At 62.2% G+C, this 26,010-nt stretch carries 30 protein-coding genes; 29 read left to right on the top strand and 1 reads right to left on the bottom strand.

Annotated features, from left to right (window positions below):
• The first annotated feature begins 35 nt into the window (after nucleotides 1–35).
• The 3 genes from rpoC (at nucleotide 36) to V1289_RS00475 (ending at nucleotide 8,642) form a co-directional block, all read left to right on the top strand.
• The gene (rpoC, locus tag V1289_RS00485; RefSeq protein ID WP_309177633.1) at nucleotides 36–4,235 is read left to right on the top strand and encodes a DNA-directed RNA polymerase subunit beta'; all 4,200 of its coding nucleotides are present in this window, start codon (nucleotides 36–38) and stop codon (nucleotides 4,233–4,235) included.
• 184 nt (nucleotides 4,236–4,419) lie between these two features.
• On the top strand, nucleotides 4,420–6,474 hold the full coding sequence (locus tag V1289_RS00480) for an FAD-dependent oxidoreductase (RefSeq protein ID WP_334395169.1): 2,055 nt from the start codon (nucleotides 4,420–4,422) through the stop codon (nucleotides 6,472–6,474).
• 128 nt (nucleotides 6,475–6,602) lie between these two features.
• Complete coding sequence (locus V1289_RS00475; protein WP_334395168.1) at nucleotides 6,603–8,642, top strand: ABC transporter ATP-binding protein; 2,040 nt, start codon at nucleotides 6,603–6,605, stop codon at nucleotides 8,640–8,642.
• 198 nt (nucleotides 8,643–8,840) lie between these two features.
• Here the strand turns inward: V1289_RS00475 and V1289_RS00470 are convergent, their stop codons facing one another.
• Nucleotides 8,841–10,052 carry an FAD-dependent oxidoreductase gene (locus V1289_RS00470; protein ID WP_334395167.1) on the bottom strand — a complete coding sequence of 404 codons (1,212 nt, stop codon included), beginning with the start codon at nucleotides 10,050–10,052 and terminating at the stop codon, nucleotides 8,841–8,843.
• 163 nt (nucleotides 10,053–10,215) lie between these two features.
• On the opposite strand from V1289_RS00470, the gene V1289_RS00465 reads away from it, so the two are divergent.
• The 26 genes from V1289_RS00465 (at nucleotide 10,216) to rplO (ending at nucleotide 25,970) form a co-directional block, all read left to right on the top strand.
• A complete protein-coding gene (locus V1289_RS00465; protein ID WP_334395166.1) occupies nucleotides 10,216–11,355 on the top strand; it encodes a GNAT family N-acetyltransferase in 1,140 nt (379 codons plus the stop codon).
• 660 nt (nucleotides 11,356–12,015) lie between these two features.
• Nucleotides 12,016–12,387 carry a 30S ribosomal protein S12 gene (gene rpsL, locus V1289_RS00460; protein ID WP_057849132.1) on the top strand — a complete coding sequence of 124 codons (372 nt, stop codon included), beginning with the start codon at nucleotides 12,016–12,018 and terminating at the stop codon, nucleotides 12,385–12,387.
• Nucleotides 12,388–12,402: 15 nt separating this feature from the next.
• Nucleotides 12,403–12,873, top strand: a complete 471-nt coding sequence (rpsG, locus tag V1289_RS00455; protein ID WP_074276034.1) for a 30S ribosomal protein S7 — start codon at nucleotides 12,403–12,405, stop codon at nucleotides 12,871–12,873.
• A 31-nt stretch (nucleotides 12,874–12,904) separates the two neighbouring features.
• Nucleotides 12,905–14,977 (top strand): elongation factor G, encoded by a 2,073-nt coding sequence (fusA, locus tag V1289_RS00450; protein ID WP_309177628.1) that lies wholly within the window; start codon nucleotides 12,905–12,907, stop codon nucleotides 14,975–14,977.
• A gap of 40 nt (nucleotides 14,978–15,017) precedes the next feature.
• Complete coding sequence (gene tuf / locus V1289_RS00445) at nucleotides 15,018–16,208, top strand: elongation factor Tu (protein WP_309177627.1); 1,191 nt, start codon at nucleotides 15,018–15,020, stop codon at nucleotides 16,206–16,208.
• 89 nt (nucleotides 16,209–16,297) lie between these two features.
• Nucleotides 16,298–16,606 carry a 30S ribosomal protein S10 gene (gene rpsJ / locus V1289_RS00440; protein ID WP_002712302.1) on the top strand — a complete coding sequence of 103 codons (309 nt, stop codon included), beginning with the start codon at nucleotides 16,298–16,300 and terminating at the stop codon, nucleotides 16,604–16,606.
• 52 nt (nucleotides 16,607–16,658) lie between these two features.
• The gene (gene rplC / locus V1289_RS00435) at nucleotides 16,659–17,381 is read left to right on the top strand and encodes a 50S ribosomal protein L3 (RefSeq protein WP_074276037.1); all 723 of its coding nucleotides are present in this window, start codon (nucleotides 16,659–16,661) and stop codon (nucleotides 17,379–17,381) included.
• 1 nt (nucleotide 17,382) lies between these two features.
• Nucleotides 17,383–18,003, top strand: coding sequence for a 50S ribosomal protein L4 (rplD, locus tag V1289_RS00430; protein WP_074276038.1), 621 nt, complete (start codon nucleotides 17,383–17,385; stop codon nucleotides 18,001–18,003).
• Nucleotides 18,000–18,299 carry a 50S ribosomal protein L23 gene (locus V1289_RS00425; RefSeq protein ID WP_074276039.1) on the top strand — a complete coding sequence of 100 codons (300 nt, stop codon included), beginning with the start codon at nucleotides 18,000–18,002 and terminating at the stop codon, nucleotides 18,297–18,299. The genes rplD and V1289_RS00425 overlap by 4 nt, the downstream gene beginning before the upstream one ends.
• Nucleotides 18,300–18,311: 12 nt before the next feature.
• Nucleotides 18,312–19,145, top strand: coding sequence for a 50S ribosomal protein L2 (gene rplB / locus V1289_RS00420; RefSeq protein ID WP_074276040.1), 834 nt, complete (start codon nucleotides 18,312–18,314; stop codon nucleotides 19,143–19,145).
• 12 nt (nucleotides 19,146–19,157) lie between these two features.
• Nucleotides 19,158–19,436, top strand: coding sequence for a 30S ribosomal protein S19 (gene rpsS / locus V1289_RS00415; RefSeq protein WP_027536815.1), 279 nt, complete (start codon nucleotides 19,158–19,160; stop codon nucleotides 19,434–19,436).
• A 10-nt stretch (nucleotides 19,437–19,446) separates the two neighbouring features.
• On the top strand, nucleotides 19,447–19,833 hold the full coding sequence (gene rplV / locus V1289_RS00410) for a 50S ribosomal protein L22 (RefSeq protein ID WP_074276041.1): 387 nt from the start codon (nucleotides 19,447–19,449) through the stop codon (nucleotides 19,831–19,833).
• 17 nt (nucleotides 19,834–19,850) lie between these two features.
• Complete coding sequence (gene rpsC / locus V1289_RS00405; RefSeq protein WP_074828492.1) at nucleotides 19,851–20,549, top strand: 30S ribosomal protein S3; 699 nt, start codon at nucleotides 19,851–19,853, stop codon at nucleotides 20,547–20,549.
• A 30-nt stretch (nucleotides 20,550–20,579) separates the two neighbouring features.
• Nucleotides 20,580–20,993: a 50S ribosomal protein L16 gene (rplP, locus tag V1289_RS00400; RefSeq protein WP_074276043.1), complete on the top strand. Its 414-nt coding sequence runs from the start codon at nucleotides 20,580–20,582 to the stop codon at nucleotides 20,991–20,993.
• Between the two features lie 5 nt (nucleotides 20,994–20,998).
• On the top strand, nucleotides 20,999–21,205 hold the full coding sequence (gene rpmC / locus V1289_RS00395) for a 50S ribosomal protein L29 (protein ID WP_074276044.1): 207 nt from the start codon (nucleotides 20,999–21,001) through the stop codon (nucleotides 21,203–21,205).
• A 10-nt stretch (nucleotides 21,206–21,215) separates the two neighbouring features.
• The gene (rpsQ, locus tag V1289_RS00390; RefSeq protein WP_009797129.1) at nucleotides 21,216–21,464 is read left to right on the top strand and encodes a 30S ribosomal protein S17; all 249 of its coding nucleotides are present in this window, start codon (nucleotides 21,216–21,218) and stop codon (nucleotides 21,462–21,464) included.
• A gap of 84 nt (nucleotides 21,465–21,548) precedes the next feature.
• Nucleotides 21,549–21,917: a 50S ribosomal protein L14 gene (gene rplN, locus V1289_RS00385; protein ID WP_011473865.1), complete on the top strand. Its 369-nt coding sequence runs from the start codon at nucleotides 21,549–21,551 to the stop codon at nucleotides 21,915–21,917.
• Nucleotides 21,917–22,231 carry a 50S ribosomal protein L24 gene (rplX, locus tag V1289_RS00380; RefSeq protein WP_309177625.1) on the top strand — a complete coding sequence of 105 codons (315 nt, stop codon included), beginning with the start codon at nucleotides 21,917–21,919 and terminating at the stop codon, nucleotides 22,229–22,231. The genes rplN and rplX overlap by 1 nt, the downstream gene beginning before the upstream one ends.
• Nucleotides 22,224–22,781: a 50S ribosomal protein L5 gene (rplE, locus tag V1289_RS00375; protein WP_309177624.1), complete on the top strand. Its 558-nt coding sequence runs from the start codon at nucleotides 22,224–22,226 to the stop codon at nucleotides 22,779–22,781. Before rplX ends, rplE begins: the two co-directional genes overlap by 8 nt.
• A 44-nt stretch (nucleotides 22,782–22,825) precedes the next feature.
• The gene (gene rpsN, locus V1289_RS00370; RefSeq protein WP_334395165.1) at nucleotides 22,826–23,131 is read left to right on the top strand and encodes a 30S ribosomal protein S14; all 306 of its coding nucleotides are present in this window, start codon (nucleotides 22,826–22,828) and stop codon (nucleotides 23,129–23,131) included.
• Between the two features lie 13 nt (nucleotides 23,132–23,144).
• Complete coding sequence (rpsH, locus tag V1289_RS00365) at nucleotides 23,145–23,543, top strand: 30S ribosomal protein S8 (protein WP_334395164.1); 399 nt, start codon at nucleotides 23,145–23,147, stop codon at nucleotides 23,541–23,543.
• Nucleotides 23,544–23,668: 125 nt separating this feature from the next.
• Complete coding sequence (rplF, locus tag V1289_RS00360; protein WP_074276049.1) at nucleotides 23,669–24,202, top strand: 50S ribosomal protein L6; 534 nt, start codon at nucleotides 23,669–23,671, stop codon at nucleotides 24,200–24,202.
• An 11-nt stretch (nucleotides 24,203–24,213) separates the two neighbouring features.
• Complete coding sequence (rplR, locus tag V1289_RS00355; RefSeq protein WP_074276050.1) at nucleotides 24,214–24,573, top strand: 50S ribosomal protein L18; 360 nt, start codon at nucleotides 24,214–24,216, stop codon at nucleotides 24,571–24,573.
• A gap of 78 nt (nucleotides 24,574–24,651) precedes the next feature.
• Nucleotides 24,652–25,227: a 30S ribosomal protein S5 gene (rpsE, locus tag V1289_RS00350; RefSeq protein WP_057902127.1), complete on the top strand. Its 576-nt coding sequence runs from the start codon at nucleotides 24,652–24,654 to the stop codon at nucleotides 25,225–25,227.
• A gap of 38 nt (nucleotides 25,228–25,265) precedes the next feature.
• Entirely contained in the window at nucleotides 25,266–25,457 is a 192-nt protein-coding gene (gene rpmD / locus V1289_RS00345) for a 50S ribosomal protein L30 (RefSeq protein WP_309177622.1), read from the top strand.
• A 24-nt stretch (nucleotides 25,458–25,481) separates the two neighbouring features.
• Entirely contained in the window at nucleotides 25,482–25,970 is a 489-nt protein-coding gene (gene rplO / locus V1289_RS00340) for a 50S ribosomal protein L15 (protein ID WP_309177621.1), read from the top strand.
• Nucleotides 25,971–26,010 lie beyond the last annotated feature (40 nt).

The raw sequence follows: 26,010 nt of genomic DNA, 5'->3' as shown, positions 1-26,010 counted from the left end.
GCTGCCGGTGACGATCGGCACGCGAGGAGAAGACCATGAATCAAGAAATTATGAATCTCTTCAATCCGACGACGCCGGCGCAGGTCTTCGACCAGATCCGGATTTCGATCGCGTCTCCGGAGAAGATTCTGTCCTGGTCCTACGGCGAGATCAAGAAGCCGGAGACCATCAACTACCGCACCTTCAAGCCGGAGCGTGACGGCCTGTTCTGCGCGCGCATATTCGGGCCGATCAAGGACTACGAGTGCCTGTGCGGCAAGTACAAGCGGATGAAGTACAAGGGCATCATCTGCGAAAAGTGCTCGGTCGAAGTGACGCTGTCGCGGGTCCGGCGCGAGCGCATGGGCCATATCGAACTGGCGGCGCCGGTTGCTCACATCTGGTTCCTGAAGTCGCTGCCGTCGCGCATCGGCCTGCTGCTCGACATGACGCTGAAGGATCTCGAGCGGATTCTGTATTTTGAATATTACGTCGTTCTCGAGCCCGGGTTGACCGCGCTCAAGGACCGTCAGCTGCTGTCGGAAGACGAGTACCTGAAGGCGCAGGACGAATACGGCCAGGATTCGTTCACCGCCATGATCGGCGCCGAGGCGATCCGCGAGCTGTTGAAGGGCCTGGAGCTCGAAAAGCTCGAGGTCTCGCTCCGTGCCGAAATGCACGAGACTGAATCCGACATCAAGCACAAGAAGCTCGCCAAGCGCCTGAAGATCGTCGAGGCCTTCCGCTATTCCGGCAACAAGCCGGAGTGGATGATCCTGACCGTGGTGCCGGTGATTCCGCCGGACCTGCGTCCGCTGGTGCCGCTCGACGGCGGCCGCTTTGCGACCTCCGACCTCAACGACCTCTACCGCCGCGTCATCAACCGCAACAACCGCCTGAAGCGGCTGATGGAGCTGCGCGCGCCCGACATCATCATCCGCAACGAAAAGCGCATGCTGCAGGAGGCCGTCGACGCGTTGTTCGACAACGGCCGCCGCGGCCGCGTCATCACCGGCGCCAACAAGCGCCCGCTGAAGTCGCTGGCCGACATGCTGAAGGGCAAGCAGGGCCGCTTCCGGCAGAACCTGCTCGGCAAGCGCGTCGACTATTCCGGCCGTTCGGTGATCGTGGTCGGTCCTGAACTGCGGCTGCATCAGTGCGGCCTGCCGAAGAAGATGGCGCTCGAACTGTTCAAGCCGTTCATCTATTCGCGGCTCGACGCCAAGGGTCTGTCCACCACGGTGAAGCAGGCCAAGAAGCTGGTCGAAAAAGAGCGTCCCGAGGTCTGGGATATCCTCGACGAGGTGATCCGCGAGCATCCGGTGCTGCTGAACCGCGCGCCGACGCTGCATCGCCTCGGCATCCAGGCGTTCGAACCGGTGCTGATCGAAGGCAAGGCGATCCAGCTGCATCCGCTGGTTTGCGCGGCGTTCAACGCCGACTTCGACGGCGACCAGATGGCCGTGCACGTTCCGCTGTCGCTGGAAGCGCAGCTGGAAGCGCGCGTGCTGATGATGTCGACCAACAATATCCTGCATCCGGCGAACGGCCAGCCGATCATCGTGCCGTCGCAGGACATCGTGCTCGGCCTGTATTACCTGTCGATCATGCGCGAAGGCCTGCCCGGCGAGGGCAAGATCTTCGGCGACATGGCCGAGCTCGAGCATGCCCTGCATTCGAAGGTCATCCACCTCCACACCAAGATCAAGTTCCGGTGGGAAGGCTCGGACGAGAACGGCAAGCAGGCCAGGCGCTGGATTGAGACCACCGCGGGCCGCGTCATGCTCGGCAACGTGCTGCCGAAGTCGTCCAAGATTTCGTACGAAATCATCAACAAGCTGATGACCAAGCGCGAAATCTCCGGCGTGATCGACCAGGTCTATCGTCACTGCGGCCAGAAGGAGACGGTGATCTTCTGCGATCGCATCATGGCGCTCGGATTCTACAACGCGTTCAAGGCCGGCATCTCGTTCGGCAAGGACGACATGGTCGTGCCGCACAGCAAGTGGAAGATCGTCGATACGACGCGTGCGCTGGCGAAGGATTTCGAGCAGCAGTACAATGACGGTCTGATCACCCATGGCGAGAAGTACAACAAGGTGGTCGACGCCTGGTCGAAGGCGACCGAAGAAATCGCCAAGGAGATGATGAAGGAAATCTCCTCGACCAAGAAGACGCCGAAGGGCGCCGACGCCGACATCAACTCGATCTACATGATGGCGCATTCGGGCGCGCGCGGTTCGCCGGCGCAGATGCGTCAGCTCGCCGGTATGCGCGGCCTGATGGCCAAGCCGTCGGGTGAGATCATCGAAACGCCGATCATTTCCAATTTCAAGGAAGGTCTGTCGGTGCTCGAATACTTCAACTCGACCCACGGCGCCCGCAAGGGCCTCGCGGACACCGCGTTGAAGACCGCGAACTCGGGCTATCTGACCCGTCGTCTGGTCGACGTCGCGCAGGACTGCATCATCACGCAGGACGATTGCGGCACCAAGCTCGGCATCAAGATGCGCGCCATCATCGATGCCGGCACCGTGGTTGCGTCGCTGGCGTCCCGCATTCTCGGCCGCACCGCGGGCGAGGATCTGCGCGATCCCGCGACCAACAAGGTCGTGGTCAAGCGCGGCACGCTGATGGAAGAAATGCATGTCGACGCCATCCAGCAGGCCGGCATCCAGGAAGTGAAGATTCGCTCGGCGCTGACCTGCGAACTCGTCAACGGCATCTGCGGCAAGTGCTACGGCCGCGATCTGGCCCGCGGCACGCCGGTCAACCATGGCGAGGCGGTCGGCGTCATCGCGGCGCAATCGATCGGAGAGCCCGGCACCCAGTTGACGATGCGCACGTTCCACATCGGCGGCGCGGCGCAGATCAACGAGCAGTCGTTCGTGGAGTCGAACTTCGACGGCAAGGTGACCATCAAGAACAAGGCCATCGCAAGGAACAGCGAAGGCCACCTGGTCGCGATGGTCCGCAACATGGTGTTTGCGATCACCGATGCCGACGGCACCGAGCGTGCGACCCACCGCATTCAGTACGGCGCGCGCGTGCACGTCGATGAAGGCGATATGGTCAAGCGCGGCCAGCGCATCGCGGAATGGGACCCGTACTCACGGCCGGTTCTCACCGAAGTCGAAGGCACCATCGGGTTCGAGGATCTGGTCGAAGGCCAGTCGATCTCGGAAACGCTCGACGAATCCACCGGTATCGCCAAGCGCGTCGTCATCGACTGGCGCGCGTCGCGGGGCGGGGCGGATCTGCGTCCGGCCATCGTGGTCAAGGGCAAGGATGGCAAGGTGCTGAAGCTCGCACGTGGCGGCGATGCCCGCTACATGCTGTCGGTCGATGCCATTCTGTCGGTCGACGTCGGCGCCAAGGTCAAGTCCGGCGACATCCTGGCGCGTATCTCGACCGAGAGCGCCAAGACCCGCGACATCACCGGCGGTCTGCCGCGGGTGGCCGAACTGTTCGAGGCCCGCAAGCCAAAGGACGCGGCGATCATCGCGGAAATCGCGGGCACCATCCGCTTTGGCCGCGACTACAAGAACAAGCGCCGCATCTCGATCGAGCCGATGGACAAGACCGAGGAGACCAGGGAGTACCTGATCCCGAAGGGCAAGCACATCCATCTGCAGGACGGCGACATCGTCGAAAAGGGCGATTTCATCGTCGAAGGCAATCCGGCGCCGCACGACATCCTGGCGATCAAGGGCATCGAGGAACTCGCAGCCTATCTGGTCAACGAAATCCAGGAGGTCTACCGGCTGCAGGGCGTGCTCATCAACGACAAGCACATCGAAGTGATTGTCCGTCAGATGCTGCAGAAGGTGGAGGTCACCGACCAGGGCGACACCGACATGATCTCGGGCGAGCAGGTCGACAAGATCGAGTTCGACGTGCTGAACGCCAAGGCCAAGGAAGAGGGCAAGAAGATCGCCACGGGAACGCCGGTTCTGCTCGGCATCACCAAGGCGAGCCTGCAGACCCGCTCATTCTTCTCGGCGGCCTCGTTCCAGGAGACCACCCGCGTGCTCACCGAAGCCGCCGTCAACGGCAAGGTGGACCCGCTGGAAGGCCTCAAGGAGAACGTCATTGTCGGCCGGCTGATCCCGGCGGGCACCGGCGCTTCGATGGCCAAGATTCGCGAAGTCGCGGTCAAGCGCGACAAGCTGATTCTCGACGAGCGCGAGAAGCAGGCTGCGATCGTGCCGGCTGCTCCCGAAGTGGAACCGCTGGCGCTGCCGCCGGCGGAATAAGCTGCTCCGGAAGAATACGGTGAATACGAAAAGGCCGGCTTATCGCCGGCCTTTTTGCTGCTTTCTTTCATTGCTGCGATGCAGGAACCTGCTTTGTTCATCTTTCCTTCAGAGTGAAAAGCGCTTTTGCTAGGACGACTTAGACCGGACGCTTCGCAGCGGGGCCGGAGACGACGGAACACACATGCTTGATCTTGCAATCGTTGGCGGCGGCCCCGGCGGGCTGATGAGCGCCTGGTATCTGAAAAAGAAGCTCGGCGACCTCTGCCGTATCACGATCTACGAGGCGTCCGACCGCGTCGGCGGCAAGATCGTCACGCGCAAATTCGATTCCGCGCCCGCGATGTACGAGGCCGGCGTTGCCGAGATCTACGATTACTCGATGACCGGTCCTGATCCGCTGCGCGAACTGATCCAGCATTTCGGTCTGCAGACGATTCCGATGGATGCCGAGCAGGTCCAGTTCGACGGCGAACTCCTGAACGACGTGCCGGGCATGCGCCGCAAATATGGCGCCAGGACCGCGGACGCGATCGAGGCGTTCCGCAAGCGCTGCGCCAACATGGTGTCGCCAATCGAATATTATGAGGGCGTCGGCGCCCACGACAACGAGCATCCCTGGGCCTACATGACCTGCGAGCAATTGCTCGACAAGGAAGTCGACGATCCCATCGCCAAGCGCTTCTTCAAGGTGATGGCGCGTTCCGATCTCGCGACCGAAAGCCACAACACCAACGGGCTGAATGCGCTGAAGAATTTTGTGATGGACGTCGACGGCTATATCGGCCTGTACTCGATCCAGAACGGCAACGAACAGCTGATCGATTGCCTGAAGTCCGAGGTCGAGGCGGACATCCAGCTCAACCACCGGGTTCTCAAGGTCGGCAAGACCGAAGGCGGCCGCTACCAGCTCAACATGATGAACGGCAAGGGGCCGGAGACGCGGGATTTCGATCTCGTCGTGATGTGCCTGCCGCATTCCTGGCTCGCCACCATGCGCTGGGACGGCGAAGAGCTGCGCAAGTCGATGGTCAAGCATGTCGCTTACTTCGACCGGCCGGCGCATTACCTGCGCGTCTCGATCCTGTTCGACGAGCCGTTCTGGGGCGAGAAGATCCCGGGCGCCTGGTTCATGTCGGAAGCGTTCGGCGGCTGCTGCGTCTACAACGAAGGCGCGCGCCACGATGTCGGCAAGCACGGGGTGTTGAACTGGCTGATCGCGGGCTCCGACGCGCTGGCGTTCGCCAATCTGAGCGATCAGGAACTGATCGACGCCGCGCTGAAATCGCTGCCGGCTTCGCTCGGCGATGCCCGTGAGCATTTCGTCGAGGGCAAGACCCATCGCTGGCTGTCGTCGGTGAATGCGCTGCCAGGCGGGTTGCCCGCGCGCGATATCATGACCAATCACCGCCCCGAGCCGAAAGCGCATCCGGGGCTGGTCGTGGTCGGCGATTATCTGTTCGACTCGACGCTGAACGGGCTGCTCGACTCCTCCGATGCCGCCACCGACATCATCGTCACCGAGATGATGCGGCTGCGTCGCGCCCGCTCACAGGACGGCAAGCTGCTGTCGGACAAGATCGACCGCGGCTATTTCGAGAATTATCGCGGGCTCGGTCCCTACAGCGAAGTCTGGAGCCAGTTTACCGATCCCGCTTACCTGACGGACCTGATCAAGATCGTCTGGAACCGGGCCAAGGGCTACAAGCTCCTGGTCGCGGGCTCCGCCAGCGGCGAACTGGTCGGGGCGCTGCGCGAACGCGGCATCGACGCATGGGGCATCGAAAACAACCGCACCGTGCACGCCAGGACGCCGAAGGGCTTGAAGAAGTTCAACAAGCTCGGCTCGATCGTGGATATGCCGTTCAAGGACGACGAATTCGATTTCGTGTTCGAGACCAGCCTGTGCCACGTCGGGGAAAAGCAGGTGGCGCGTGCGGTGCGCGAACTGAATCGCGTGATGAAGACCGGTCTGGTGTTCGGATCGGTGACCTCGGATATGGCGCCGGGGCTGATCGATCGCTACGACCTGTTGCGCGGGGTGAAGAAGCTCGGCACCTGGTGGGAGTGGTCGGAGTTGTTCTTCGGTAACGGATTCGACCTCTCGATGCATCGCCGCGACACCACCGACGCGTTGTGGGCGGCGACGCTCGCCGCCAACAAGGGGCCGGGGCACTGGTACGCGGACTCCGACAGCCTGCGCTATTCGTTCTTTGACAAGGTCGAATCGGACGAGTAATCGACAGCGCCGGCTACGCCAATTGTTTTGCCGAATTCATCCTGATCGCATAGGATCGGCGCGGTAGCGTCATCCGCTACAGCGTTCGATTTTGCGGTCAAGCCGGCCGTGCAGCATCGGTTGGTTTTATGGCGCCAAAGCCTCCTTCTTCGGATGATCGGGATCCTGCTGTCGCGGACGATCCCGAGCTTGCGAAGAAGTTTGCGACCGGGGCCGATTCCGCCGGCGCGGCACCGCCCGGCAAGGCGGCCGCATCGTCGCCGCCCGATGATGACGACGAGGATGACAAAGACGACGATCTGGAGCTCGACGACGATGATGATGACGAGGATCTCGTCGTTTTCACCGCCAAGGAAGCCGCCGGCGCGCTAGCAACGACCTACGGCTTCGTCAAGCCGTTCCTGATCAACTACAAGAAGCTATTGGCATTCGTCGGCTTCGGCGTCCTGGTCGAGACGCTGTTCAACGTCTTCATGCCGCTCAGCCTGAAATTCCTGATCGACGACGCGCTCGGCGAAGAGGATTTTCAGGCTCTCTACATAATCCTCGGCGTGCTTGCGGTCGCGGGCATCGTCACCTCGATCGTCGCGGTCTGGTACGAGCGGTGGGATGCGCGGCTGGCGGCGTGCGTCATTTCCGACGTGCGAAACCGGCTGTTCGAGCACGTCCAGAATTTGCCGTCGGCCTATTTTGCACGCACCAAGCGCGGCGAGATTCTCTCGCGTTTCTCGATCGACCTCTCGGCCTTCGAGGGCTCGATCAAAAGCTTTGCCAACAGCGCGGCCCTGCCGTTTTTCGAACTGATCGCCGGCATCCTCCTGCTGCTTTTCTTGAACTGGCAGCTCGCGGTGGTGTCGCTGCTGGTGTTTCCGATCACGCTGATCGGCCCGCGGATCCTGACGCCGAAGGCGGTGCAGGCCAATTACGAGCAGAAGCTCAACGAATCCGCGCTGCTCGGCATGGTTCAGGAGAACGTTGCGGCGCAGGCGGTGGTGAAGGCGTTCAGCCTGCAGCGCCGGACGCTCGGCTGGTTCACCATGCGCAACCAGGAGGTGCGCCTGAAAACCGCCTCTGCCGGGTTCCTTTCGACCATGGTGGAACGCACCGTCACGATCTCGGTGCTGTTGCTGCACCTCGTGGTGTTGGCGATCGGCGCCTATCTTGCCACCAAGGGCCAGATCACCATCGGTACCTTCGTCACCTTCGAGAGCGCGTTCTGGGAGGTGTCCTACAACATCGCCCACATCATGCATTTCATTCCGGTGTCGATCCAGTCGGCGGCGGCGGTGCGCCACATCCAGGAATTGCTCGACGAGCCGACGCGCGGCGCCGATCGTCCGGGGGCGCCCGATCTGCCGCGCATCACCAACGACATCACCTTCGATCACGTCACCTTCCAGTATGACGGCAGCCAGACGCCGGTGCTCGACAATCTCAGCCTCAAGCTCAATGTCGGAAAAAGCATCGCGATCGTCGGCCCCAGCGGCTCCGGCAAGAGCACGCTGCTCAATCTGATCCTGCGCCTCTACGTGGCGGATGAAGGGCGCGTCAGCATCGACGGCGTCGATATCCGCCGCGTAACCCGCGAATCGCTGCGGCGGAGCATGGCGGTGGTGTTCCAGGAGAACATGCTGTTCAACATGTCGATCCGCGAGAACATCCGGCTCGGCAAGGAAGCCGCCAGCGACGAAGAGGTGGTGGAGGCAGCGCGAAAAGCCGAGATCCATCGCTACATCATGAGCCTGCCGCAGAAATACGACACGCCGGTCGGAGAGCGCGGCGACACGCTGTCGGGCGGCCAGCGCCAGCGCATCGCGATTGCGCGCGCGATCATCCGCAATCCGTCCGTGCTGCTGCTCGATGAAGCAACCTCCGCGCTGGACCAGACCACGGAAGCCGCGATCAATCGCACGCTGTTGAAGGTGGCGAAGGGACGCACCATGATCTGGTCGACCCATCGCCTGACCTCGGTGGTCGATATGGACGAGATCATCGTGATCTCCGGCGGCAAGGCGATCGAGCGCGGCTCGCACGCAAAATTGCTCGCCGCCAATGGCGTCTATCGCAAATTATGGGACGATCAGGGCCATGCGCCGCACAATGCCGCCGGTCAGGCGGACGATGACAGCGACGATGATGACGACGAAGATGATGACGACGAGGAATGAGCGCGGCGCGTCGGTGCTGCGCTGAGGCGGCCGTGGGCGCGTCGCACGGCGCCCTTGCTCAGCCAGCCAGGAAGCGCGCCCAGCGCTGTGCCCGCAAGGCCGCCGCCGATAATCGCAATGTCGGTGTATCTCATGGGAGATCCCGCCATTGTTGCGCCGGGAAAGGAGCATTACCGTCGCGACGCTCGCGGGACGGGCTCAGGCGAGCTTCCCGTGCTGCGGTTGCCCGGCCGATCCGGCGCTTCGTTGCGGGCCATTCGACCCGGCCAACAGCCGCTTGCGGATGGCGTGTCGTGCTCCCTGGGCCAGCCGAACCATAAAACGGGCCCAGCGTTGCGCGCGCCACGGCAGCCCGTGGTCGGTTGATAGCGAGCGCAGGTGATAGGCTTTGGCGCGGCACCGCGCCTCGCAATCCACCTTTTCGGGATCATCGTAGAACTGTGAAATCTTTTGTGCGTCCATGCCGTCGGTCGAGAGCCAGGCCGGGATGTAGACGTTGCACAGGCGCCCGACGTCGGTGAACACTTTTGTAGTGCCGGTTCCGGCTGCAGGGCAGGAGGTGGCGAAGGCATCGCCGACCAGCACGATGCCGGGCTGCAGATGGCCCTCGGTGACGCAGAGATCGGCCGGCCTGATCTTGACCGGTCCACTCACCTTGAATCCGCCCGTCATGCGCGCAAGGCCGGGCATCATGGCGCGCAGGGTCGCTTCCGGCGCCTGCTTGAATTGCTGGAACCAGGGATCTGTCATGTCGCGATAGACCATGAGATTGCCGCGCATCTTTCCGCCGATCGGAAACAGCGAAAGATAGGCCATCCGCGCGCGCGCCGATTTCGGCCAATAGGTCAGCGCCGGGAATGCGAAAGCTGTATGGCCGGCCGGCTCGATGTCGAAGCCGAGCGTGACCGAATGGCATTGGCTGATGACCTTGCGCTGGATGCCGAGCGTATGGCGAAGGCCGATGTTGAGTCCGTTCGCCAGCACCACCAGCCGCGCCGAGATTTCGTCGCCGTTCGAGAGCTCAATTTTCTGCCGCTCGCCGCTGCTGGCGATGGCGGAGGCCTTGGCGAAAATGGTTTCCACGCCGGGCGGGATTTGCGCACGCACGGTGTTGACGAGCGTGTCGTACATGATGCCGTGCTGGTCGCTGGGTTTCTTGGCAACGACGTAGCCGAAACGTGCTTCCCACACTTCGCCGTCAAGTGTGGTCGCCCGCAAGGTCGGCTCGGCAAGACCGGTCTTGCGCAACAGATCGAGCTGCTCGCCGCCGATCTTCTCGCAGCGCAGTTCGGGCGGGTAGACCGGGTGCGGATCGATCAGGACGGCCGGGATCCCGGCGCGTCCCAGCATCGCTGCCGCCGTTGAGCCGGCGAGACCGCCGCCGATGATTGCGACATCCGTGTAACGCATGCCTGGGCCTTTGATCGATGGCCCTATCTCTGCGCCGCAAGATGCAAACAAAGCTTGAAAGAGATGCCAGGAATAACGCCAAAACCCCCGCGATTTAACCGAAAAGCAATCTCGGAAGAACACGATCCGCCGCGATCGCACGGCGTAGCAGGGCACTCATTCGATGGTTTTGGTAACGATCGATTCACCAAACCTGGCCATCGCCCCGTATTGGGACGATCTGGTCCGGCGCGCGTCGTCGAACGTTTTCATGAATCCGGCCGCGCTGATGGCGGCGTGCGAGACGGGTTTTGCCGACATTCAGATGATGCTGGCCTGGGAGAAGGGCGTCGAGCCGCGCCGGCTGGTCGGCGTCTGGGCGCTGCAGGTGCGCAAGGTCGCGCCGTTCTGGCCGGCGCTTCTGGAGGCGCTGCCGTACAATTACGCCTTCCTGTCCAGTCCCGTGATCGATCCGGCGTTTGTCGAGGAGGTGATCCCGGCGTTCTTCGCGGCGATCGAACAGAATCGGTCGCTGCCGAAGGTGCTGAGCATAAAGTCCTTCGATGCCGAATGTCCGAGCTACCCCGCTATCCTCAAATTGCTGGCCGAGCGCGGCATCGTGCCATTGATGCTTGCCGAACATGCACGGCCGTTCGTAACACGGGAGTTCGGTATCAAGCGCTCCGGCTCGACGCGCAAGAAGCTGCGGCAGGACTGGAATCGCCTGACTGCGCTCGGTGCGGTCGAAGTGCTCAACCAGCGAACGCCCGAGGGGGCGGTGGAGGCCTTCGAAACCTTTCTCGCGCTGGAAAAAGCAAGCTGGAAGGGCGCTCAGGGGACGGCGCTGTTGTCCGACCCGGCGGATGCCGCCTTTGTCAGGAACTTGCTGCAGCATCTCGCCGCCCGACAGAACGCGTCGGTGGCGCTGCTGCGCATCAACGGCCAGGCGGTTGCCGCGCAGGTGCTGATGTATTGCGGCGCCACGGCCTACACCTGGAAGACGGCCTTCGACGCCAACTATGCCAAATATTCACCGGGCGCGCTGCTGATCGATCGCGTGACCGACCAGTTGTTCGCCGGCTCCGATGTTCATGCGATCAACTCCTGTGCCGCGGAAACGAGTTTCATGGCCCAGCTTTGGGCTGGACGACGCAACATGGTCGACCTGCTGTTCAACATTGGGCCGGCGAAATCACTGCATTACCGGATGGAAGTCGCGCGGCACCTTGGATACGAACGCCTGCGGGACTTGCGCGATCGGTTGCGGGGCCGAATTGGGGCGTCGGGTCCCAAAAAGCCGGACACCGCCACGCGCCAGGCTTAATAATACCCGGGTAATATTAGCGTTTTCGGGATTGATCCAGCCTTTATTGCCGACCACCGCGGTGGCCGGGCCGATGCCCCTTCGGCCAAGCCGGCCGGCGCGGTCTGACCTGGCGTCGGGGGATTCGCGCCCTACTTGGGAAATGCCGGATATAGCTGCCGATCGAATTTTTGAGGCGTGCTGAATCCCGCTGCGGCAGAGGCCTTTCTGTTATTGTCGTTTCGCCTTGACTTGGCTTCCCGCCGCTTATAAAAGGCCGCTACTTCACGACAGGCGGTGAGCAACGCCAGCGTCGGAACGGAACACCCTTCGGATCCTTCGGGATCAGGACGGGCACCAACCTCGACGAATGCCGCTCAAACGCTGTCGATCATATAGCTAGGCAATGCCAGGGCGATATTAGTTCTCTTGAGCACGTTCTCTTGAGAGTGAACTCGGATGCATGACCTCGATGACGGGCCGAACAGCGAACGCTGACCGGTCCTGGATCGCGGTCCTCTGTGGTGTCGAAGCGCTTTCCGCTCAGTGATGAGTGGTTGGCGCGATTTCGTCTTGCGTGGATGTTTCCGCGCGAGACGGCCGAACGGGACGGCTAGTCCCGAGAAGAATTTGCGAAAACCGTCTTTGGGTTTCGCACGAATTAAAAGGGTGAAGGCTGACATGCCGACGATCAACCAGCTGATCGCAAAACCGCGTACGGTTCAGAAGTCGCGCAAGAAGGTGCCGGCGCTGCAGCAGTCGCCGCAGAAGCGCGGCGTTTGCACGCGCGTCTACACCACGACCCCGAAGAAGCCGAACTCGGCGCTTCGCAAGGTCGCCAAGGTGCGCCTGACCAACGGCTTCGAGGTGATCGGCTACATCCCCGGTGAAGGTCATAACCTTCAGGAGCACTCGGTGGTCATGATCCGCGGCGGCCGCGTCAAGGATTTGCCCGGCGTGCGTTACCACATTCTCCGCGGCGTCCTCGATACCCAGGGCGTCAAGAACCGTAAGCAGCGCCGTTCGAAGTACGGCGCGAAGCGTCCGAAGTAATCGGGAACAGACCAGATGTCTCGTCGCCATTCTGCTGAAAAACGTGAAGTGAACCCGGACCCGAAGTTCGGGAACATCATCATCACGAAGTTCATGAACTCGATCATGTATGACGGCAAGAAGTCTGCCGCCGAAGGCATCGTCTATGGCGCGCTCGCCATGATCGAGGCCAAGACCAAGCAGGGCCCGCTGCCGGTGTTCGAGCAGGCGCTGGAAAACGTGATGCCGACCATCGAGGTGCGTTCGCGCCGCGTCGGCGGCGCCACCTACCAGGTGCCGGTCGAAGTGCGCTCCGTGCGCCGTCAGGCGCTGGGCATTCGCTGGATCATTACGGCTGCGCGCGAGCGCAACGAGAAGACCATGACGGAGCGGCTCTCGGCGGAGTTGCTCGACGCGTCGAACAACCGGGGCAACGCCGTCAAGAAGCGTGAAGACGTGCACCGGATGGCGGAAGCCAACCGCGCCTTCTCGCACTATCGCTGGTAACGGCGAAACTTAGGATTTTAAGGAACAGCCCATGCCCCGCGTTCATGCCATAGAGAACTACCGAAATTTCGGTATCATGGCGCATATCGATGCCGGCAAGACCACGACCACCGAGCGCATCCTCTATTACACCGGCAAGAGCCACAAGATCGGCGAAGTGCACGAAGGTGCCGCGACGATGGACTGGATGGAGCAGGAGCAGGAGCGCGGCATCACCATCACGTCGGCCGCGACCACCGCATTCTGGAGCGGCAAGCGCCTCAACATCATCGACACCCCCGGCCACGTCGACTTCACCATCGAAGTCGAGCGTTCGCTGCGCGTGCTCGACGGCGCCGTATGTGTGCTCGATTCCAACCAGGGCGTTGAGCCGCAGACCGAGACCGTCTGGCGTCAGGGCGACAAGTACCGCGTTCCGCGCATCGTCTTCGCCAACAAGATGGATAAGACCGGCGCCGACTTCTACAAATGCATGCAGGATATTGTCGATCGCCTCGGCGCCAAGCCGATTGCGATCCAGCTTCCGATCGGTTCCGAGAACAACTTCAAGGGCCTGGTCGATCTCGTCCGCATGAAGGGCGTGGTCTGGGAAGAAGAGAAGCTCGACGCCAAGTTCGTAGACATCGATATTCCCGCTGACATGGTCGAGAAGGCCAAGGAATATCGCGAGAAGCTGCTGGAAGCTGCCGTCGAACTCGACGACGAGGTTCTCGCCGCTTACCTCGACGGCAAGGAGCCCGATGAGGCGACCTTGAAGCGCATGATTCGCAAGGCCGTGCTGACAGGCGCGTTCTTCCCGGTACTGTGCGGCTCGGCGTTCAAGAACAAGGGCGTGCAGCCTTTGCTGGACGCAGTCGTGGACTACCTGCCGTCGCCGGTCGACGTGCCCGCCATCAAGGGCCTCGATGAAGACGGTAACGAAGTCGTTCGCCTGCCGAACGACAAGGAGCCGCTGGCTCTGCTGGCGTTCAAGATCATGGACGACCCGTTCGTCGGCACCATCACTTTCTGCCGCATCTATTCCGGCACGCTGATGTCGGGTACCGGCGTCATCAATTCGACGCGCGACCGCAAGGAGCGTATCGGCCGCATGCTGCTGATGCATGCCAACAACCGCGAAGACATCAAGGAAGCCTATGCCGGCGACATCGTCGCGTTGGCAGGCCTGAAGGAAGCCCGCACCGGTGACACGCTGTGCGACCCCGACAAGCCAGTGATCCTCGAAAAGATGGAATTCCCGGAGCCGGTGATCGAAATCGCGATCGAGCCGAAGTCGAAGGCCGACCAGGAAAAGCTCGGCGTCGCCTTGGCGAAGCTCGCTGCGGAAGATCCGTCGTTCCGGGTGTCGACCGATGTGGAGTCCGGCCAGACCATTCTCAAGGGCATGGGCGAACTCCATCTCGACATCAAGGTCGACATCCTGCGCCGTACCTACAAGGTCGACGCCAATATCGGCGCGCCGCAGGTGGCGTTCCGCGAGCGCGTCACCAAGCGCGCCGAGGTTAAGTACACGCACAAGAAGCAGACCGGCGGTACCGGTCAGTTCGCCGAAGTGTCGATCATCGTTGAGCCGAACGAGCCCGGCAAGGGCTATGAATTCGAGTCCAAGGTCGTCGGCGGCGCGGTGCCGAAGGAATACATCCCCGGCGTCGAAAAGGGCCTCAACAGCGTCATGGGCTCCGGCGTCGTCGCCGGCTTCCCGGTGGTCGACGTCAAGGTCCAGCTGGTCGACGGCAAGTATCACGACGTCGACTCCTCGGCGCTGGCCTTCGAAATCGCAGCGCGCGCGGCGTTCCGCGAAGCGCTGACGAAGGGCAAGTCTGTTCTGCTCGAGCCGATCATGAAGGTCGAGGTGGTGACCCCGGAAGACTATACCGGATCGGTCATCGGCGATCTGAATTCACGGCGCGGCCAGATCCAGGGTCAAGACATGCGCGGCAACGCCAACGTCATCAACGCGATGGTGCCGCTCATGAACATGTTCGGGTACGTGAATAACCTGCGCTCGATGAGCCAGGGACGCGCGACCTTCACCATGCAATTCGATCACTACGCGGAAGCACCCGCGAACGTGTCGGCAGAAGTCCAGAAGAAGTTTGCCTGATTGTCGTTGGTTCAAAGCTAACGACTGAACGGAGAGTCAAATGGCCAAAGCAAAGTTTGAACGTAATAAACCGCACTGCAACATCGGAACCATCGGTCACGTCGACCATGGCAAGACCTCGCTGACCGCAGCGATCACCAAGGTGCTGGCGGAAACCGGCGGTGCGACGTTCACGGCGTACGACCAGATCGACAAGGCGCCGGAAGAAAAGGCGCGCGGCATCACGATCTCGACCGCCCACGTCGAATACGAAACCACGAACCGGCACTACGCCCACGTCGATTGCCCGGGCCACGCTGACTACGTGAAGAACATGATCACCGGTGCGGCGCAGATGGACGGCGCGATCCTGGTGGTGTCGGCCGCCGACGGCCCGATGCCGCAGACCCGCGAGCACATCCTGCTCGCCCGTCAGGTCGGCGTTCCCGCGCTGGTCGTGTTCCTGAACAAGTGCGACATGGTCGACGATCCGGAATTGCTCGAGCTCGTCGAACTCGAAGTTCGCGAACTGCTGTCGAAGTACGAATTCCCCGGCGACACCATTCCGATCGTCAAGGGCTCGGCACTGGCCGCGCTCGAAGACAAGGACAAGGCGCTCGGCCACGACGCGATCCTCGAGTTGATGAAGGCGGTGGACAGCTACATTCCGCAGCCGGAGCGTCCGATCGACCAGCCGTTCCTGATGCCGGTGGAAGACGTGTTCTCGATCTCCGGCCGCGGTACGGTCGTGACCGGTCGTGTCGAGCGCGGCGTCGTCAAGGTCGGCGAGGAAATCGAGATCGTCGGTCTGCGCGCGACGCAGAAGACCATCGTCACCGGCGTCGAAATGTTCCGCAAGCTGCTCGATCAGGGCCAGGCCGGCGACAACATCGGCGCGCTGCTGCGCGGTACCAAGCGTGAGGAAGTCGAGCGCGGCCAGGTGCTGTGCAAGCCGGGTTCGGTCAAGCCGCACACCAAGTTCAAGGCCGAGGCTTACATCCTCACCAAGGAAGAGGGCGGTCGTCACACCCCGTTCTTCACCAACTACCGGCCGCAGTTCTATTTCCGCACCACCGACGTGACCGGCGTCGTGCATCTGCCCGAAGGCACCGAGATGGTGATGCCGGGCGACAACATCGCGATGGAAGTGCACCTGATCGTGCCGATCGCGATGGAAGAAAAGCTCCGTTTCGCGATCCGTGAAGGTGGCCGCACTGTCGGCGCCGGCGTCGTCGCAAGCATCATCGAGTAAGAGTGGACAACAGCGGTAGCGGACAGGATCTTCTGTTCGCTACGACCGCTCGCTATTCGCAATAAGCGACGAAGAAAGAGACAACGGCAATGAACGGCCAAAATATTCGCATCCGGCTCAAGGCGTTCGACCATCGAATTCTCGATACGTCGACCCGCGAGATCGTGAATACGGCGAAACGCACCGGTGCCCAGGTTCGCGGACCCATTCCGCTGCCGACCCGCATCGAGAAGTTCACCGTCAACCGTTCGCCGCACGTCGACAAGAAGAGCCGCGAGCAGTTCGAGATGCGCACTCACAAGCGTCTTCTCGATATTGTCGATCCGACCCCGCAGACCGTCGATGCTTTGATGAAGCTCGATCTGGCCGCAGGTGTCGACGTCGAGATCAAGCTCTAAGATTTTTTGGATCGTCCGAAGTTAGCGGACAGAAAGAACAGGAAGCACGCCGATGCGCTCCGGAGTGATCGCACAAAAGGTCGGGATGACGCGGGTCTTTACGGAGACCGGCGAACATATCCCTGTGACCGTGCTGAAGCTGGGCAATTGCCAGGTGCTGGGACATCGCACGACCGAGAAGAACGGTTATGTCGCGCTGCAGCTCGGTTCCGGCGCCCGCAAGACCGTCTATCTGCCGAAGGCAGAGCGCGGCCAGTTTGCGGTGTCGAAGGTCGAGCCCAAGCGGAAGGTTACCGAGTTTCGCGTGTCGGAAGACGCGCTGATCCCGGTGGGCGCCGAAATTCAGGCGGACCATTTCGTGGTCGGCCAGTTCGTCGACGTCACCGGCACCTCGGTCGGTAAGGGTTTTGCCGGCGGCATGAAGCGCTGGAATTTCGGCGGTCTGCGCGCCACCCACGGTGTGTCGGTGTCGCATCGTTCGATCGGTTCGACCGGCGGGCGCCAGGATCCCGGCAAGACCTTCAAGAACAAGAAGATGCCCGGTCACATGGGTGTCGATCGCATCACCACGCTCAATCTGCGTGTGGTGCAGACCGACGTCGAGCGCGGCCTGATCCTCGTCGAAGGCGCCGTTCCCGGCTCCAAGGGCGGATGGATCTCGGTGCGCGACGCCGTCAAGAAGCCGTTGCCGAAGGACGCGCCGAAGCCCGGCAAGTTCAAGGTCGCCGGCGGCGAGCAGGCAGCGCAAGCGCCGGCCGAGCAGGAGGGCGCGTGAGATGGAACTGAAAGTCACGACCCTTGAAGGCAAAGAGGCTGGCTCGGTTCAGCTTTCCGACGAGATTTTCGGCCTGGAGCCGCGCAAGGATATCATCCAGCGCTGCGTCAACTGGCAGCTCGCCAAGCGTCAGGCCGGCACGCACAAGGCGCAGGGTCGCGCCGATGTGTGGCGTACCGGCAAGAAGATGTACAAGCAGAAGGGCACCGGCGGTGCTCGTCACGGTTCGGCCCGCGTGCCGCAGTTCCGTGGCGGTGGCCGTGCGTTCGGTCCCGTCGTGCGCTCGCATGCCTTTGCCCTGCCGAAGAAGGTTCGGGCGCTGGCGCTTCGCCATGCCCTGTCCGCCAAGGCCAAGGACGGCGGCCTGATCGTGATTGAATCGGCGACGCTCGAGGCGGCCAAGACCAAGGCCCTGATCGGGCACTTCTCGGGTCTCGGCCTGACCAATGCGCTGATCATCGACGGCGCCGAGCTGCATAACGGTTTCGCCGTTGCGGCGCGCAACATTCCGAACATCGACGTGCTGCCGATCCAGGGCATCAACGTCTATGATATTTTGCGTCGCCATAAACTGGTGCTGACCAAGTCGGCGGTGGATGCGTTGGAGGCGCGCTTCAAATGAAGAATATCGATCCGCGCCATTACGACATCATCGTTGCCCCGGTCGTGACCGAAAAGGCAACGGTTGCGTCCGAGCACAACAAGGTCGTGTTCAAGGTCGCCGGCAAGGCGACCAAGCCGCAAATCAAGGAAGCCGTCGAGAAGCTGTTCGACGTCAAGGTGAAGAGCGTGAACACGCTGGTGCGCAAGGGCAAGACCAAGGTGTTCCGCGGCAATTTCGGTTCGCAGTCGGACGTGAAGCGGGCGATCGTGACCCTCGAAGAGGGCCACCGCATCGACGTCACGACCGGACTATAAGGCGATACAGCGATGGCATTGAAAACTTACAATCCCACGACGCCGGGCCAGCGCCAGCTGGTGATGGTCGATCGTTCGGCGCTCTACAAGGGCAAGCCCGTCAAGGCGTTGACCGAGGGCAAGATCAGCAATGGCGGCCGGAACAACACCGGACGCATCACGGTCCGCTTCCGCGGCGGTGGCCACAAGAAGGCCTACCGGATGGTCGATTTCAAGCGCAACAAGGTCGACGTTCCCGCGACCGTTGAGCGGCTGGAATACGATCCGAACCGCACCGCGTTCCTCGCGCTGATCAAGTATTCGGACGGCGAGCAGGCCTATATCCTGGCGCCGCAGCGGCTGGCCGCGGGTGATGTCGTGGTCGCCGGCAACTATGTCGACGTCAAGCCCGGCAACGTGATGCCGCTCGGCAACATGCCGGTCGGCACCATCATCCACAATATCGAGATGAAGATCGGCAAGGGTGGCCAGATCGCGCGGTCCGCCGGCACCTATGCGCAGATCGTCGGCCGCGACCAGGACTACGTCATTCTGCGCCTGAACTCGGGCGAGCAGCGCCTGGTGCACGGCCGTTGCCGCGGCACCATCGGCGCCGTCTCCAACCCCGATCACATGAATATCTCGATCGGCAAGGCCGGCCGCACCCGCTGGCTGGGCTGGCGTCCGCATAACCGCGGCGTCGTCATGAACCCGATCGATCACCCGCACGGCGGCGGTGAAGGCCGCACCTCGGGCGGCCGCCACCCGGTTACGCCGTGGGGCAAGCCGACCAAGGGCAAGAAGACCCGTTCGAATAAGTCGACCAACAGATTCATTCTCTTAAGCCGCCACAAGCGGAAGAAGTAAGGAACGCCGGACATGGTTCGTTCAGTCTGGAAAGGCCCGTTCGTCGAAGGCTCTCTGCTCAAGAAGGCAGATGCCGCGCGTGCGTCCGGCCGTCACGACGTCATCAAGATCTGGAGCCGCCGCTCGACCATCCTGCCGCAGTTCGTCGGCCTGGTCTTCGGCGTCTACAACGGCCAGAAGCATGTGCCGGTATCGGTCAACGAGGAAATGGTGGGTCACAAGTTCGGCGAGTTCTCGCCGACCCGTACCTTCCATGGCCATTCTGGCGACAAGAAAGCCAAGAAGGCTTGAGGAATAAGCGATGAGCAAACCAAAGCGCGAACGTGTCCTCGCGGACAACGAGGCCAAGGCGGTAGCCCGGATGCTGCGCGTCAGCCCGCAGAAGCTCAATCTTGTCGCGCAGTTGATTCGCGGCCGGAAGGCTTCGGCGGCGCTCGCCGACCTGCAGTTCTCGCGCAAGCGGATCGCGGTCGACGTCAAGAAGTGCTTGGAGTCGGCGATCGCCAACGCCGAAAACAACCACGACCTCGAGGTCGACGATCTGGTCGTCGCCGAGGCCCATGTCGGCAACGGCATCGTGATGAAGCGTTTTGCACCGCGCGGCCGTGGCCGCTCGGGCCGTGTATTCAAACCGTTCTCGCACCTGACCATCGTGGTTCGTCAGGTCGAGGCCGAGGCTGGCGCTTAAGGGCGCGGGAGAAGACGATGGGTCAAAAGATCAATCCAATCGGACTGCGTCTCGGTATCAACCGGACATGGGATTCCCGTTGGTTCGCCGGCAAGAACGAATACGGCAAGTTGCTGCATGAGGACGTCAAGATCCGCGAGATCCTGCACAAGGAGCTCAAGCAGGCCGCCGTCGCCCGCATCGTGATCGAGCGTCCGCACAAGAAGTGCCGCGTGACGATCCATTCGGCGCGTCCCGGCGTCGTGATCGGCAAGAAGGGCGCCGACATCGACAAGCTGCGCAAGCGAGTTGCCGATATCACCGCTTCCGACGTCGTCATCAACATCGTCGAGATCCGCAAGCCGGAACTGGACGCCACCCTGGTCGCCGAATCGATCGCGCAGCAGCTCGAGCGCCGCGTCGCGTTCCGCCGCGCCATGAAGCGGGCGGTGCAGTCGGCGATGCGTCTTGGTGCCGAAGGCATTCGTATCAACTGCTCGGGCCGTCTCGGCGGCGCCGAAATCGCGCGCATGGAATGGTATCGCGAAGGCCGCGTGCCGCTGCACACGCTGCGCGCCGACATCGATTACGGCGTCGCGACCGCGTTCACCACGTTCGGCACCTGCGGCGTCAAGGTCTGGATCTTCAAGGGCGAAATCCTCGAGCACGATCCGATGGCCCAGGACAAGAAGATGGCTGAAGGCGACAATACCCGGCCGCGCCGCGACGCTGCGTGAGACAATAGAGAAGGTTTGAGGGCGTAAGCCATGATGCAACCAAAGAAAACGAAGTTCCGGAAGGCGCATAAGGGCCGTATCCACGGCGTCGCGACTTCGGGCGCAACGTTGTCGTTCGGTCAGTTCGGCCTGAAGGCGATGGCGCCCGAGCGCCTCACCGCCCGTCAGATCGAAGCCGCGCGCCGCGCGCTGACCCGTCACATGAAGCGCGCCGGCCGCGTCTGGATCCGCATCTTCCCAGACCTGCCGGTGTCGAAGAAGCCCGCCGAAGTCCGCATGGGCTCCGGCAAGGGTACGCCGGAATTGTGGGTGGCGCGGGTCAAGCCGGGCCGTGTGATCTTCGAGATCGACGGCGTGAACGTGCAGACCGCGAAGGAAGCGCTGTCGCTGGCGGCTGCGAAACTGCCGATCAAGACGCGCTTCGTCGCGCGCATCGCGGAGTGATTGATATGGCCGAGATGAAAACCGCCGATATCCGCGCCATGAGCGAGGATCAGAGAGAGGACGCCGTCCTCAACCTGAAGAAGGAACGCTTCAACCTGCGTTTCCAGCGCGCCACCGGGCAGCTGGAGAACACCTCGCGGCTGCGTGAAGCCCGCCGCGATATCGCCCGCATCAAGACCATCGCCGCGCAAGCGCGCGCGAAGAAGAAGTAAGAGGCCGGATATGCCGAAACGTACCCTTCAAGGCGTGGTCGTCAGCGACAAGCAAGCCAAGACGGTGGTGGTGCGCGTCGATCGCCGCTTCACCCATCCGATCTACAAGAAGACGATCCGTCGCTCGAAAAACTATCACGCGCACGACGAGAACAACGAGTTCAAGCCGGGCGACATGGTGTGGATCGAGGAAAGCAAGCCGATCTCGAAGCTGAAGCGCTGGACCGTGGTCCGGGGTGAACAGAAGAAAACGGCCTGACGCTCGTTCGGCCTGGCCGGACGAACTCGGGAAAATTTTTAAGGCGCTAATTCGAGCGCATCAGAAAGAGGACTAGGTGCATCAATGATTCAGATGCAGACCAACCTCGACGTGGCCGACAATTCAGGCGCACGCCGTGTCATGTGCATCAAGGTGCTTGGGGGCTCCAAGCGCCGCTATGCCACCGTGGGTGACGTCATTGTCGTGTCGATCAAGGAAGCGATTCCGCGCGGCAAGGTGAAGAAGGGCGACGTGATGAAGGCCGTCGTGGTGCGAGTCCGCAAGGACATCCGCCGCGCCGACGGCTCGGTCATCCGTTTCGACCGCAACGCCGCCGTGCTGATCAACAACCAGTCGGAGCCGGTCGGCACCCGTATCTTCGGGCCCGTGCCGCGCGAGCTGCGCGCCAAGAACCACATGAAGATCATTTCGCTTGCGCCGGAGGTGCTGTGATGGCTGCCAAGATCCGGAAGGGTGACAAGGTCATCGTGCTGAGCGGCCGCGACAAGGGCCGCACCGGCGAAGTATTCGAGGTGCGTCCCACCGAGAACAAGGCGCTGGTGCGTGGCGTCAACATGGTGAAGCGTCACCAGAAGCAGACCCAGGCCCAGGAAGGCGGCATCGTCTCCAAGGAGGCGCCGATCCACCTGTCCAACGTCGCGTATGTCGGCAAGGACGGCAAACCGACCCGCGTGGGCTTCAAGATTCAGGCTGATGGCAAGAAGGTACGGATTGCCAAGAGCTCGGGAGCAGAGATCGATGGCTGAGACCGCTTATGTGCCGCGCTTGCGCGCGCAGTTCGACAAGGAAATCCGCGGCAAGCTGACCGAACAGTTCGGCTATGCCAACGTCATGCAGGTGCCGCGCCTCGACAAGGTCGTCCTCAACATGGGCGTCGGCGAGGCCGTCAACGACCGCAAAAAGGCCGAGACCGCAGCCGCCGATCTGGCGCTGATCGCGGGCCAGAAGGCGATCGTGACCTATTCGCGCGTCGCGATCGCGACCTTCAAGCTGCGTGAGAACCAGCCGATCGGCTGCAAGGTCACGCTGCGCAAGGCCAGGATGTACGAGTTCATCGACCGCCTGATCAACGTGGCGCTGCCGCGCGTGCGCGACTTCCGCGGCCTCAACCCGAAGAGCTTCGACGGCCGCGGCAACTATTCGCTCGGCATCAAGGAGCACATCATTTTCCCCGAAATCGACTTCGACAAGGCCGGGGAAACATGGGGCATGGACATCACGGTCTGCACCACGGCAGCCACCGACGACGAGGCGCGTGCCTTGTTGACCGCTTTCAATTTCCCGTTCCGGCAGTGAGACGCAGGTAAAGCCTCTCAAACGCGGAAACCCAGGAGCCAAGCATGGCAAAGAAGAGTTCGACCGAGAAGAACAACCGGCGCAAGCGGATGACCAAGAATGCCGCCCCCCAGCGCGCGAAGTTGAAGGCGATCATCGCCGACAAGACCAAGCCGATGGAAGAGCGGTTCGCCGCGACGCTGAAGCTTGCCGAGATGCCGCGCAATTCGTCGGCGACCCGGATCCGCAACCGTTGCGAGCTGACCGGACGTCCGCGCTCGATCTATCGCAAGAACAAGCTTTCCCGCATCGCGCTGCGTGAACTCGGCTCCAAGGGCCTGGTTCCCGGGCTCGTGAAGTCGAGCTGGTAAGGGGGGTCGTCAGATGTCAACGCACGATCCGATCAGCGATCTCATCACCCGCATCCGCAATGCGCAGATGCGTTCCAAGTCCAAGGTCTCGACCCCGGGGTCGAGGATGCGCGCCAGCGTGCTCGAAGTGCTGAAGTCCGAGGGTTATATCCGCGGCTATGCCAGCGTCGAACATTCGTCCGGCCGCAGCGAGCTCGAGATCGAGCTGAAATATTTCGACGGCGAGCCTGTGATTCGCGAGATCGAGCGGGTTTCGAAGCCGGGACGGCGGGTTTACGCCTCGGTGAAGAACCTGCCGCGCGTCAACAACGGTCTCGGCATTTCGGTGTTGTCGACGCCGAAGGGAATCATGGCTGACCACGAAGCGCGCGACGCGAACGTGGGCGGCGAAATTCTCTTCACGGTGTTCTAGTGCGCATTCCGCAAAAGTGGGAACCGGTTTTGCGACAAGAATGCGCACAAGCTTTTAATTTGACGCGTTTTCTACGGCGAACCGCTACACACTTCGCCGGAAAACGCTAAGGAGAAGGATTAGCCATGTCACGAGTTGGCAAACGGCCCGTAACGATCCCGTCCGGTGTGACGGCGACCGTTGAGGGGCAGACGGTGAAGATGAAGGGCCCCAAGGGCCAGCTTCAGTTCATCGTGCATGACGATGTCGAAGTGAAGTTCGAGAACGGCGCGGTCAAGGTTGCGCCGCGGCTCGAGACCAACCGCGCGCAGGCGATGTACGGCACCGCGCGCGCCCAGGTCGCGAACCTGGTCGAGGGCGTCACCAAGGGTTTTGAGAAGAAGCTCGAAATCACCGGCGTCGGCTACCGCGCCGCCCTGCAGGGCAAGAACCTGCAGCTCGCGCTCGGTTACAGCCACGACGTCGTCTACGCGATCCCGGAAGGCATCACCATCGTGGTGCCGAAGCCGACCGAGATCACCATCACCGGCAACGATTCCCAGCGCGTCGGCCAGGTTGCGGCCGAGATCCGCGCCTATCGTCCGCCGGAGCCCTACAAGGGCAAGGGCGTGAAGTACGCCAACGAATTCATCTTCCGCAAGGAAGGCAAGAAGAAGTAACGGAGCCGGTCATGTCACTCAAGGTTACAAATGCCCGGCGCAAGCAACGCGTGAGGCTGTCGTTGCGCCGGTCCGCCAATGGACGTCCGCGTCTGTCGGTATTCCGCTCGTCCAAGCACATCTACGCCCAGGTCATCGACGACCTGAAGGGCGAGACGCTGGCTTCGGCGTCGTCGCTGGAGAAGGCGATGCGCGAGAGCGGCAACACGGGCGCCAACATCGATGCGGCCAAGGCCGTCGGCAAGCTGCTGGCGGAACGCGCCGTGAAGAACGGCGTCACCGAAGTGGTGTTCGATCGCGGCGGCTATCTCTATCACGGGCGCGTCAAGGCGCTCGCGGATGCCGCCCGCGAAAGCGGACTGAGCTTCTAAGGCTCGGCTTCTAAAAGAATTTGGTTTTGAACGGACACGAGGAAAGAGGCGTCAGCCTCTCAGAGATTGGAAAACACCATGGCAGGTGAACGCGAACGCGGCGGACGCGAACGTAGCAGGGATCGCGACGAGCGTGACAGCGAGTTCGTCGACAAGCTCGTCCACATCAATCGCGTGGCGAAGGTCGTCAAGGGCGGCAAGCGCTTCGGCTTTGCAGCACTGGTCGTGATCGGCGACCAGAAGGGCCGGGTCGGATTCGGCCACGGCAAGGCGCGCGAAGTTCCCGAGGCGATCCGCAAGGCGACCGAGTCGGCCAAGCGCAATCTGACGCGCGTCGCATTGCGCGAAGGCCGCACGCTGCATCACGATATCGCCGGCCGTCACGGGGCGGGCCGCGTCTATCTGCGCGCAGCACCGGCCGGTACCGGCATCATCGCCGGCGGTCCGATGCGCGCGGTGTTCGAAACGCTCGGCATCCAGGACGTGGTGGCGAAGTCGATCGGCTCGTCGAATCCCTACAACATGGTTCGCGCCACCTTCGACGCGCTGAAGCATCAGGATTCGCCGCGTTCGGTGGCGGCACGCCGCAACATCAAGGTGTCCACGCTGCAGTCGCGCCGCGTCGGCGGCGACGCCGAAGTGGTGGCTGAATAAACAACAGGCGCGTCGCAGCGCTTTTCGGAGTTATAACGATGGCCAACGCCGCAAAGATGATCAAGGTCGAGCAGACCCACAGCGCAATCCGCCGCCACCACTCGCAGCGTGCGACGCTGATCGGCCTCAAGCTCAACAAGATCGGCCGCGTCACCGAATTGCAGGACACGCCTGCGGTTCGCGGCATGATCGCCAAGGTTCAACATCTCGTCCGCGTCGTCGGCGAGTAGTCGTAGAAACAAGGAGACAGGGCGATGAAGCTCAGCGATATCGCCGACAACGCCGGCTCGCGCAAGAAGCGCATGCGCGTCGGCCGTGGCATCGGTTCAGGCAAGGGCAAGCAGGCCGGCCGCGGCGGCAAGGGCCAGACCGCGCGTTCGGGCGTGCGCATCAAGGGTTTTGAAGGCGGCCAGATGCCGCTGCATCGGCGTCTGCCGAAGCGCGGCTTCACCAACATCTTCAAGCTCGATTTTGCCGAGATCAATCTCGACCGGCTGCAGGAGGCGATCGACGCCAAGCTGCTCGATGCGGGTTCCACCATCAACGCCGAATCGCTGGTGAAGTCGGGCGCGCTGCGCCGCGCCAAGGATGGCGTGCGGCTGCTCGGCCGGGGTGAACTCAAGGCCAAGCTGACCATCGAGGTTCACGGCGCTTCGAAATCCGCCATTGCCGCGGTCGAAAAGGCCGGCGGCACGGTGAAGATCCTGGCTCCGGCCAAGAAGGACGAAGGCGAGGCGGCGTAACATCTGCGTCATCGCCCGCTGGCCGCGGCTAATCCGCGTA

The organism is Bradyrhizobium sp. AZCC 2289 (assembly GCF_036924615.1).
In the GTDB taxonomy this organism is placed as follows: Bacteria; Pseudomonadota; Alphaproteobacteria; order Rhizobiales; family Xanthobacteraceae; genus Bradyrhizobium.
The sequence above is the reverse complement of the archived record's forward strand: the minus strand, read 5'-3'. Positions and strand labels throughout refer to the sequence as shown.

Excerpts from the sequence above, each read along its gene's own strand:
- rpoC (WP_309177633.1), top strand. The coding sequence starts at position 36 with ATGAATCAAGAAATTATGAATCTCTTCAATCCGACGACGCCGGCGCAG.
- V1289_RS00480 (WP_334395169.1), top strand. The coding sequence starts at position 4,420 with ATGCTTGATCTTGCAATCGTTGGCGGCGGCCCCGGCGGGCTGATGAGC.
- V1289_RS00475 (WP_334395168.1), top strand. The coding sequence starts at position 6,603 with ATGGCGCCAAAGCCTCCTTCTTCGGATGATCGGGATCCTGCTGTCGCG.
- V1289_RS00470 (WP_334395167.1), bottom strand. The coding sequence starts at position 10,052 with ATGCGTTACACGGATGTCGCAATCATCGGCGGCGGTCTCGCCGGCTCA.
- V1289_RS00465 (WP_334395166.1), top strand. The coding sequence starts at position 10,216 with ATGGTTTTGGTAACGATCGATTCACCAAACCTGGCCATCGCCCCGTAT.
- rpsL (WP_057849132.1), top strand. The coding sequence starts at position 12,016 with ATGCCGACGATCAACCAGCTGATCGCAAAACCGCGTACGGTTCAGAAG.
- rpsG (WP_074276034.1), top strand. The coding sequence starts at position 12,403 with ATGTCTCGTCGCCATTCTGCTGAAAAACGTGAAGTGAACCCGGACCCG.
- fusA (WP_309177628.1), top strand. The coding sequence starts at position 12,905 with ATGCCCCGCGTTCATGCCATAGAGAACTACCGAAATTTCGGTATCATG.
- tuf (WP_309177627.1), top strand. The coding sequence starts at position 15,018 with ATGGCCAAAGCAAAGTTTGAACGTAATAAACCGCACTGCAACATCGGA.
- rpsJ (WP_002712302.1), top strand. The coding sequence starts at position 16,298 with ATGAACGGCCAAAATATTCGCATCCGGCTCAAGGCGTTCGACCATCGA.
- rplC (WP_074276037.1), top strand. The coding sequence starts at position 16,659 with ATGCGCTCCGGAGTGATCGCACAAAAGGTCGGGATGACGCGGGTCTTT.
- rplD (WP_074276038.1), top strand. The coding sequence starts at position 17,383 with ATGGAACTGAAAGTCACGACCCTTGAAGGCAAAGAGGCTGGCTCGGTT.
- V1289_RS00425 (WP_074276039.1), top strand. The coding sequence starts at position 18,000 with ATGAAGAATATCGATCCGCGCCATTACGACATCATCGTTGCCCCGGTC.
- rplB (WP_074276040.1), top strand. The coding sequence starts at position 18,312 with ATGGCATTGAAAACTTACAATCCCACGACGCCGGGCCAGCGCCAGCTG.
- rpsS (WP_027536815.1), top strand. The coding sequence starts at position 19,158 with ATGGTTCGTTCAGTCTGGAAAGGCCCGTTCGTCGAAGGCTCTCTGCTC.
- rplV (WP_074276041.1), top strand. The coding sequence starts at position 19,447 with ATGAGCAAACCAAAGCGCGAACGTGTCCTCGCGGACAACGAGGCCAAG.
- rpsC (WP_074828492.1), top strand. The coding sequence starts at position 19,851 with ATGGGTCAAAAGATCAATCCAATCGGACTGCGTCTCGGTATCAACCGG.
- rplP (WP_074276043.1), top strand. The coding sequence starts at position 20,580 with ATGATGCAACCAAAGAAAACGAAGTTCCGGAAGGCGCATAAGGGCCGT.
- rpmC (WP_074276044.1), top strand. The coding sequence starts at position 20,999 with ATGGCCGAGATGAAAACCGCCGATATCCGCGCCATGAGCGAGGATCAG.
- rpsQ (WP_009797129.1), top strand. The coding sequence starts at position 21,216 with ATGCCGAAACGTACCCTTCAAGGCGTGGTCGTCAGCGACAAGCAAGCC.
- rplN (WP_011473865.1), top strand. The coding sequence starts at position 21,549 with ATGATTCAGATGCAGACCAACCTCGACGTGGCCGACAATTCAGGCGCA.
- rplX (WP_309177625.1), top strand. The coding sequence starts at position 21,917 with ATGGCTGCCAAGATCCGGAAGGGTGACAAGGTCATCGTGCTGAGCGGC.
- rplE (WP_309177624.1), top strand. The coding sequence starts at position 22,224 with ATGGCTGAGACCGCTTATGTGCCGCGCTTGCGCGCGCAGTTCGACAAG.
- rpsN (WP_334395165.1), top strand. The coding sequence starts at position 22,826 with ATGGCAAAGAAGAGTTCGACCGAGAAGAACAACCGGCGCAAGCGGATG.
- rpsH (WP_334395164.1), top strand. The coding sequence starts at position 23,145 with ATGTCAACGCACGATCCGATCAGCGATCTCATCACCCGCATCCGCAAT.
- rplF (WP_074276049.1), top strand. The coding sequence starts at position 23,669 with ATGTCACGAGTTGGCAAACGGCCCGTAACGATCCCGTCCGGTGTGACG.
- rplR (WP_074276050.1), top strand. The coding sequence starts at position 24,214 with ATGTCACTCAAGGTTACAAATGCCCGGCGCAAGCAACGCGTGAGGCTG.
- rpsE (WP_057902127.1), top strand. The coding sequence starts at position 24,652 with ATGGCAGGTGAACGCGAACGCGGCGGACGCGAACGTAGCAGGGATCGC.
- rpmD (WP_309177622.1), top strand. The coding sequence starts at position 25,266 with ATGGCCAACGCCGCAAAGATGATCAAGGTCGAGCAGACCCACAGCGCA.
- rplO (WP_309177621.1), top strand. The coding sequence starts at position 25,482 with ATGAAGCTCAGCGATATCGCCGACAACGCCGGCTCGCGCAAGAAGCGC.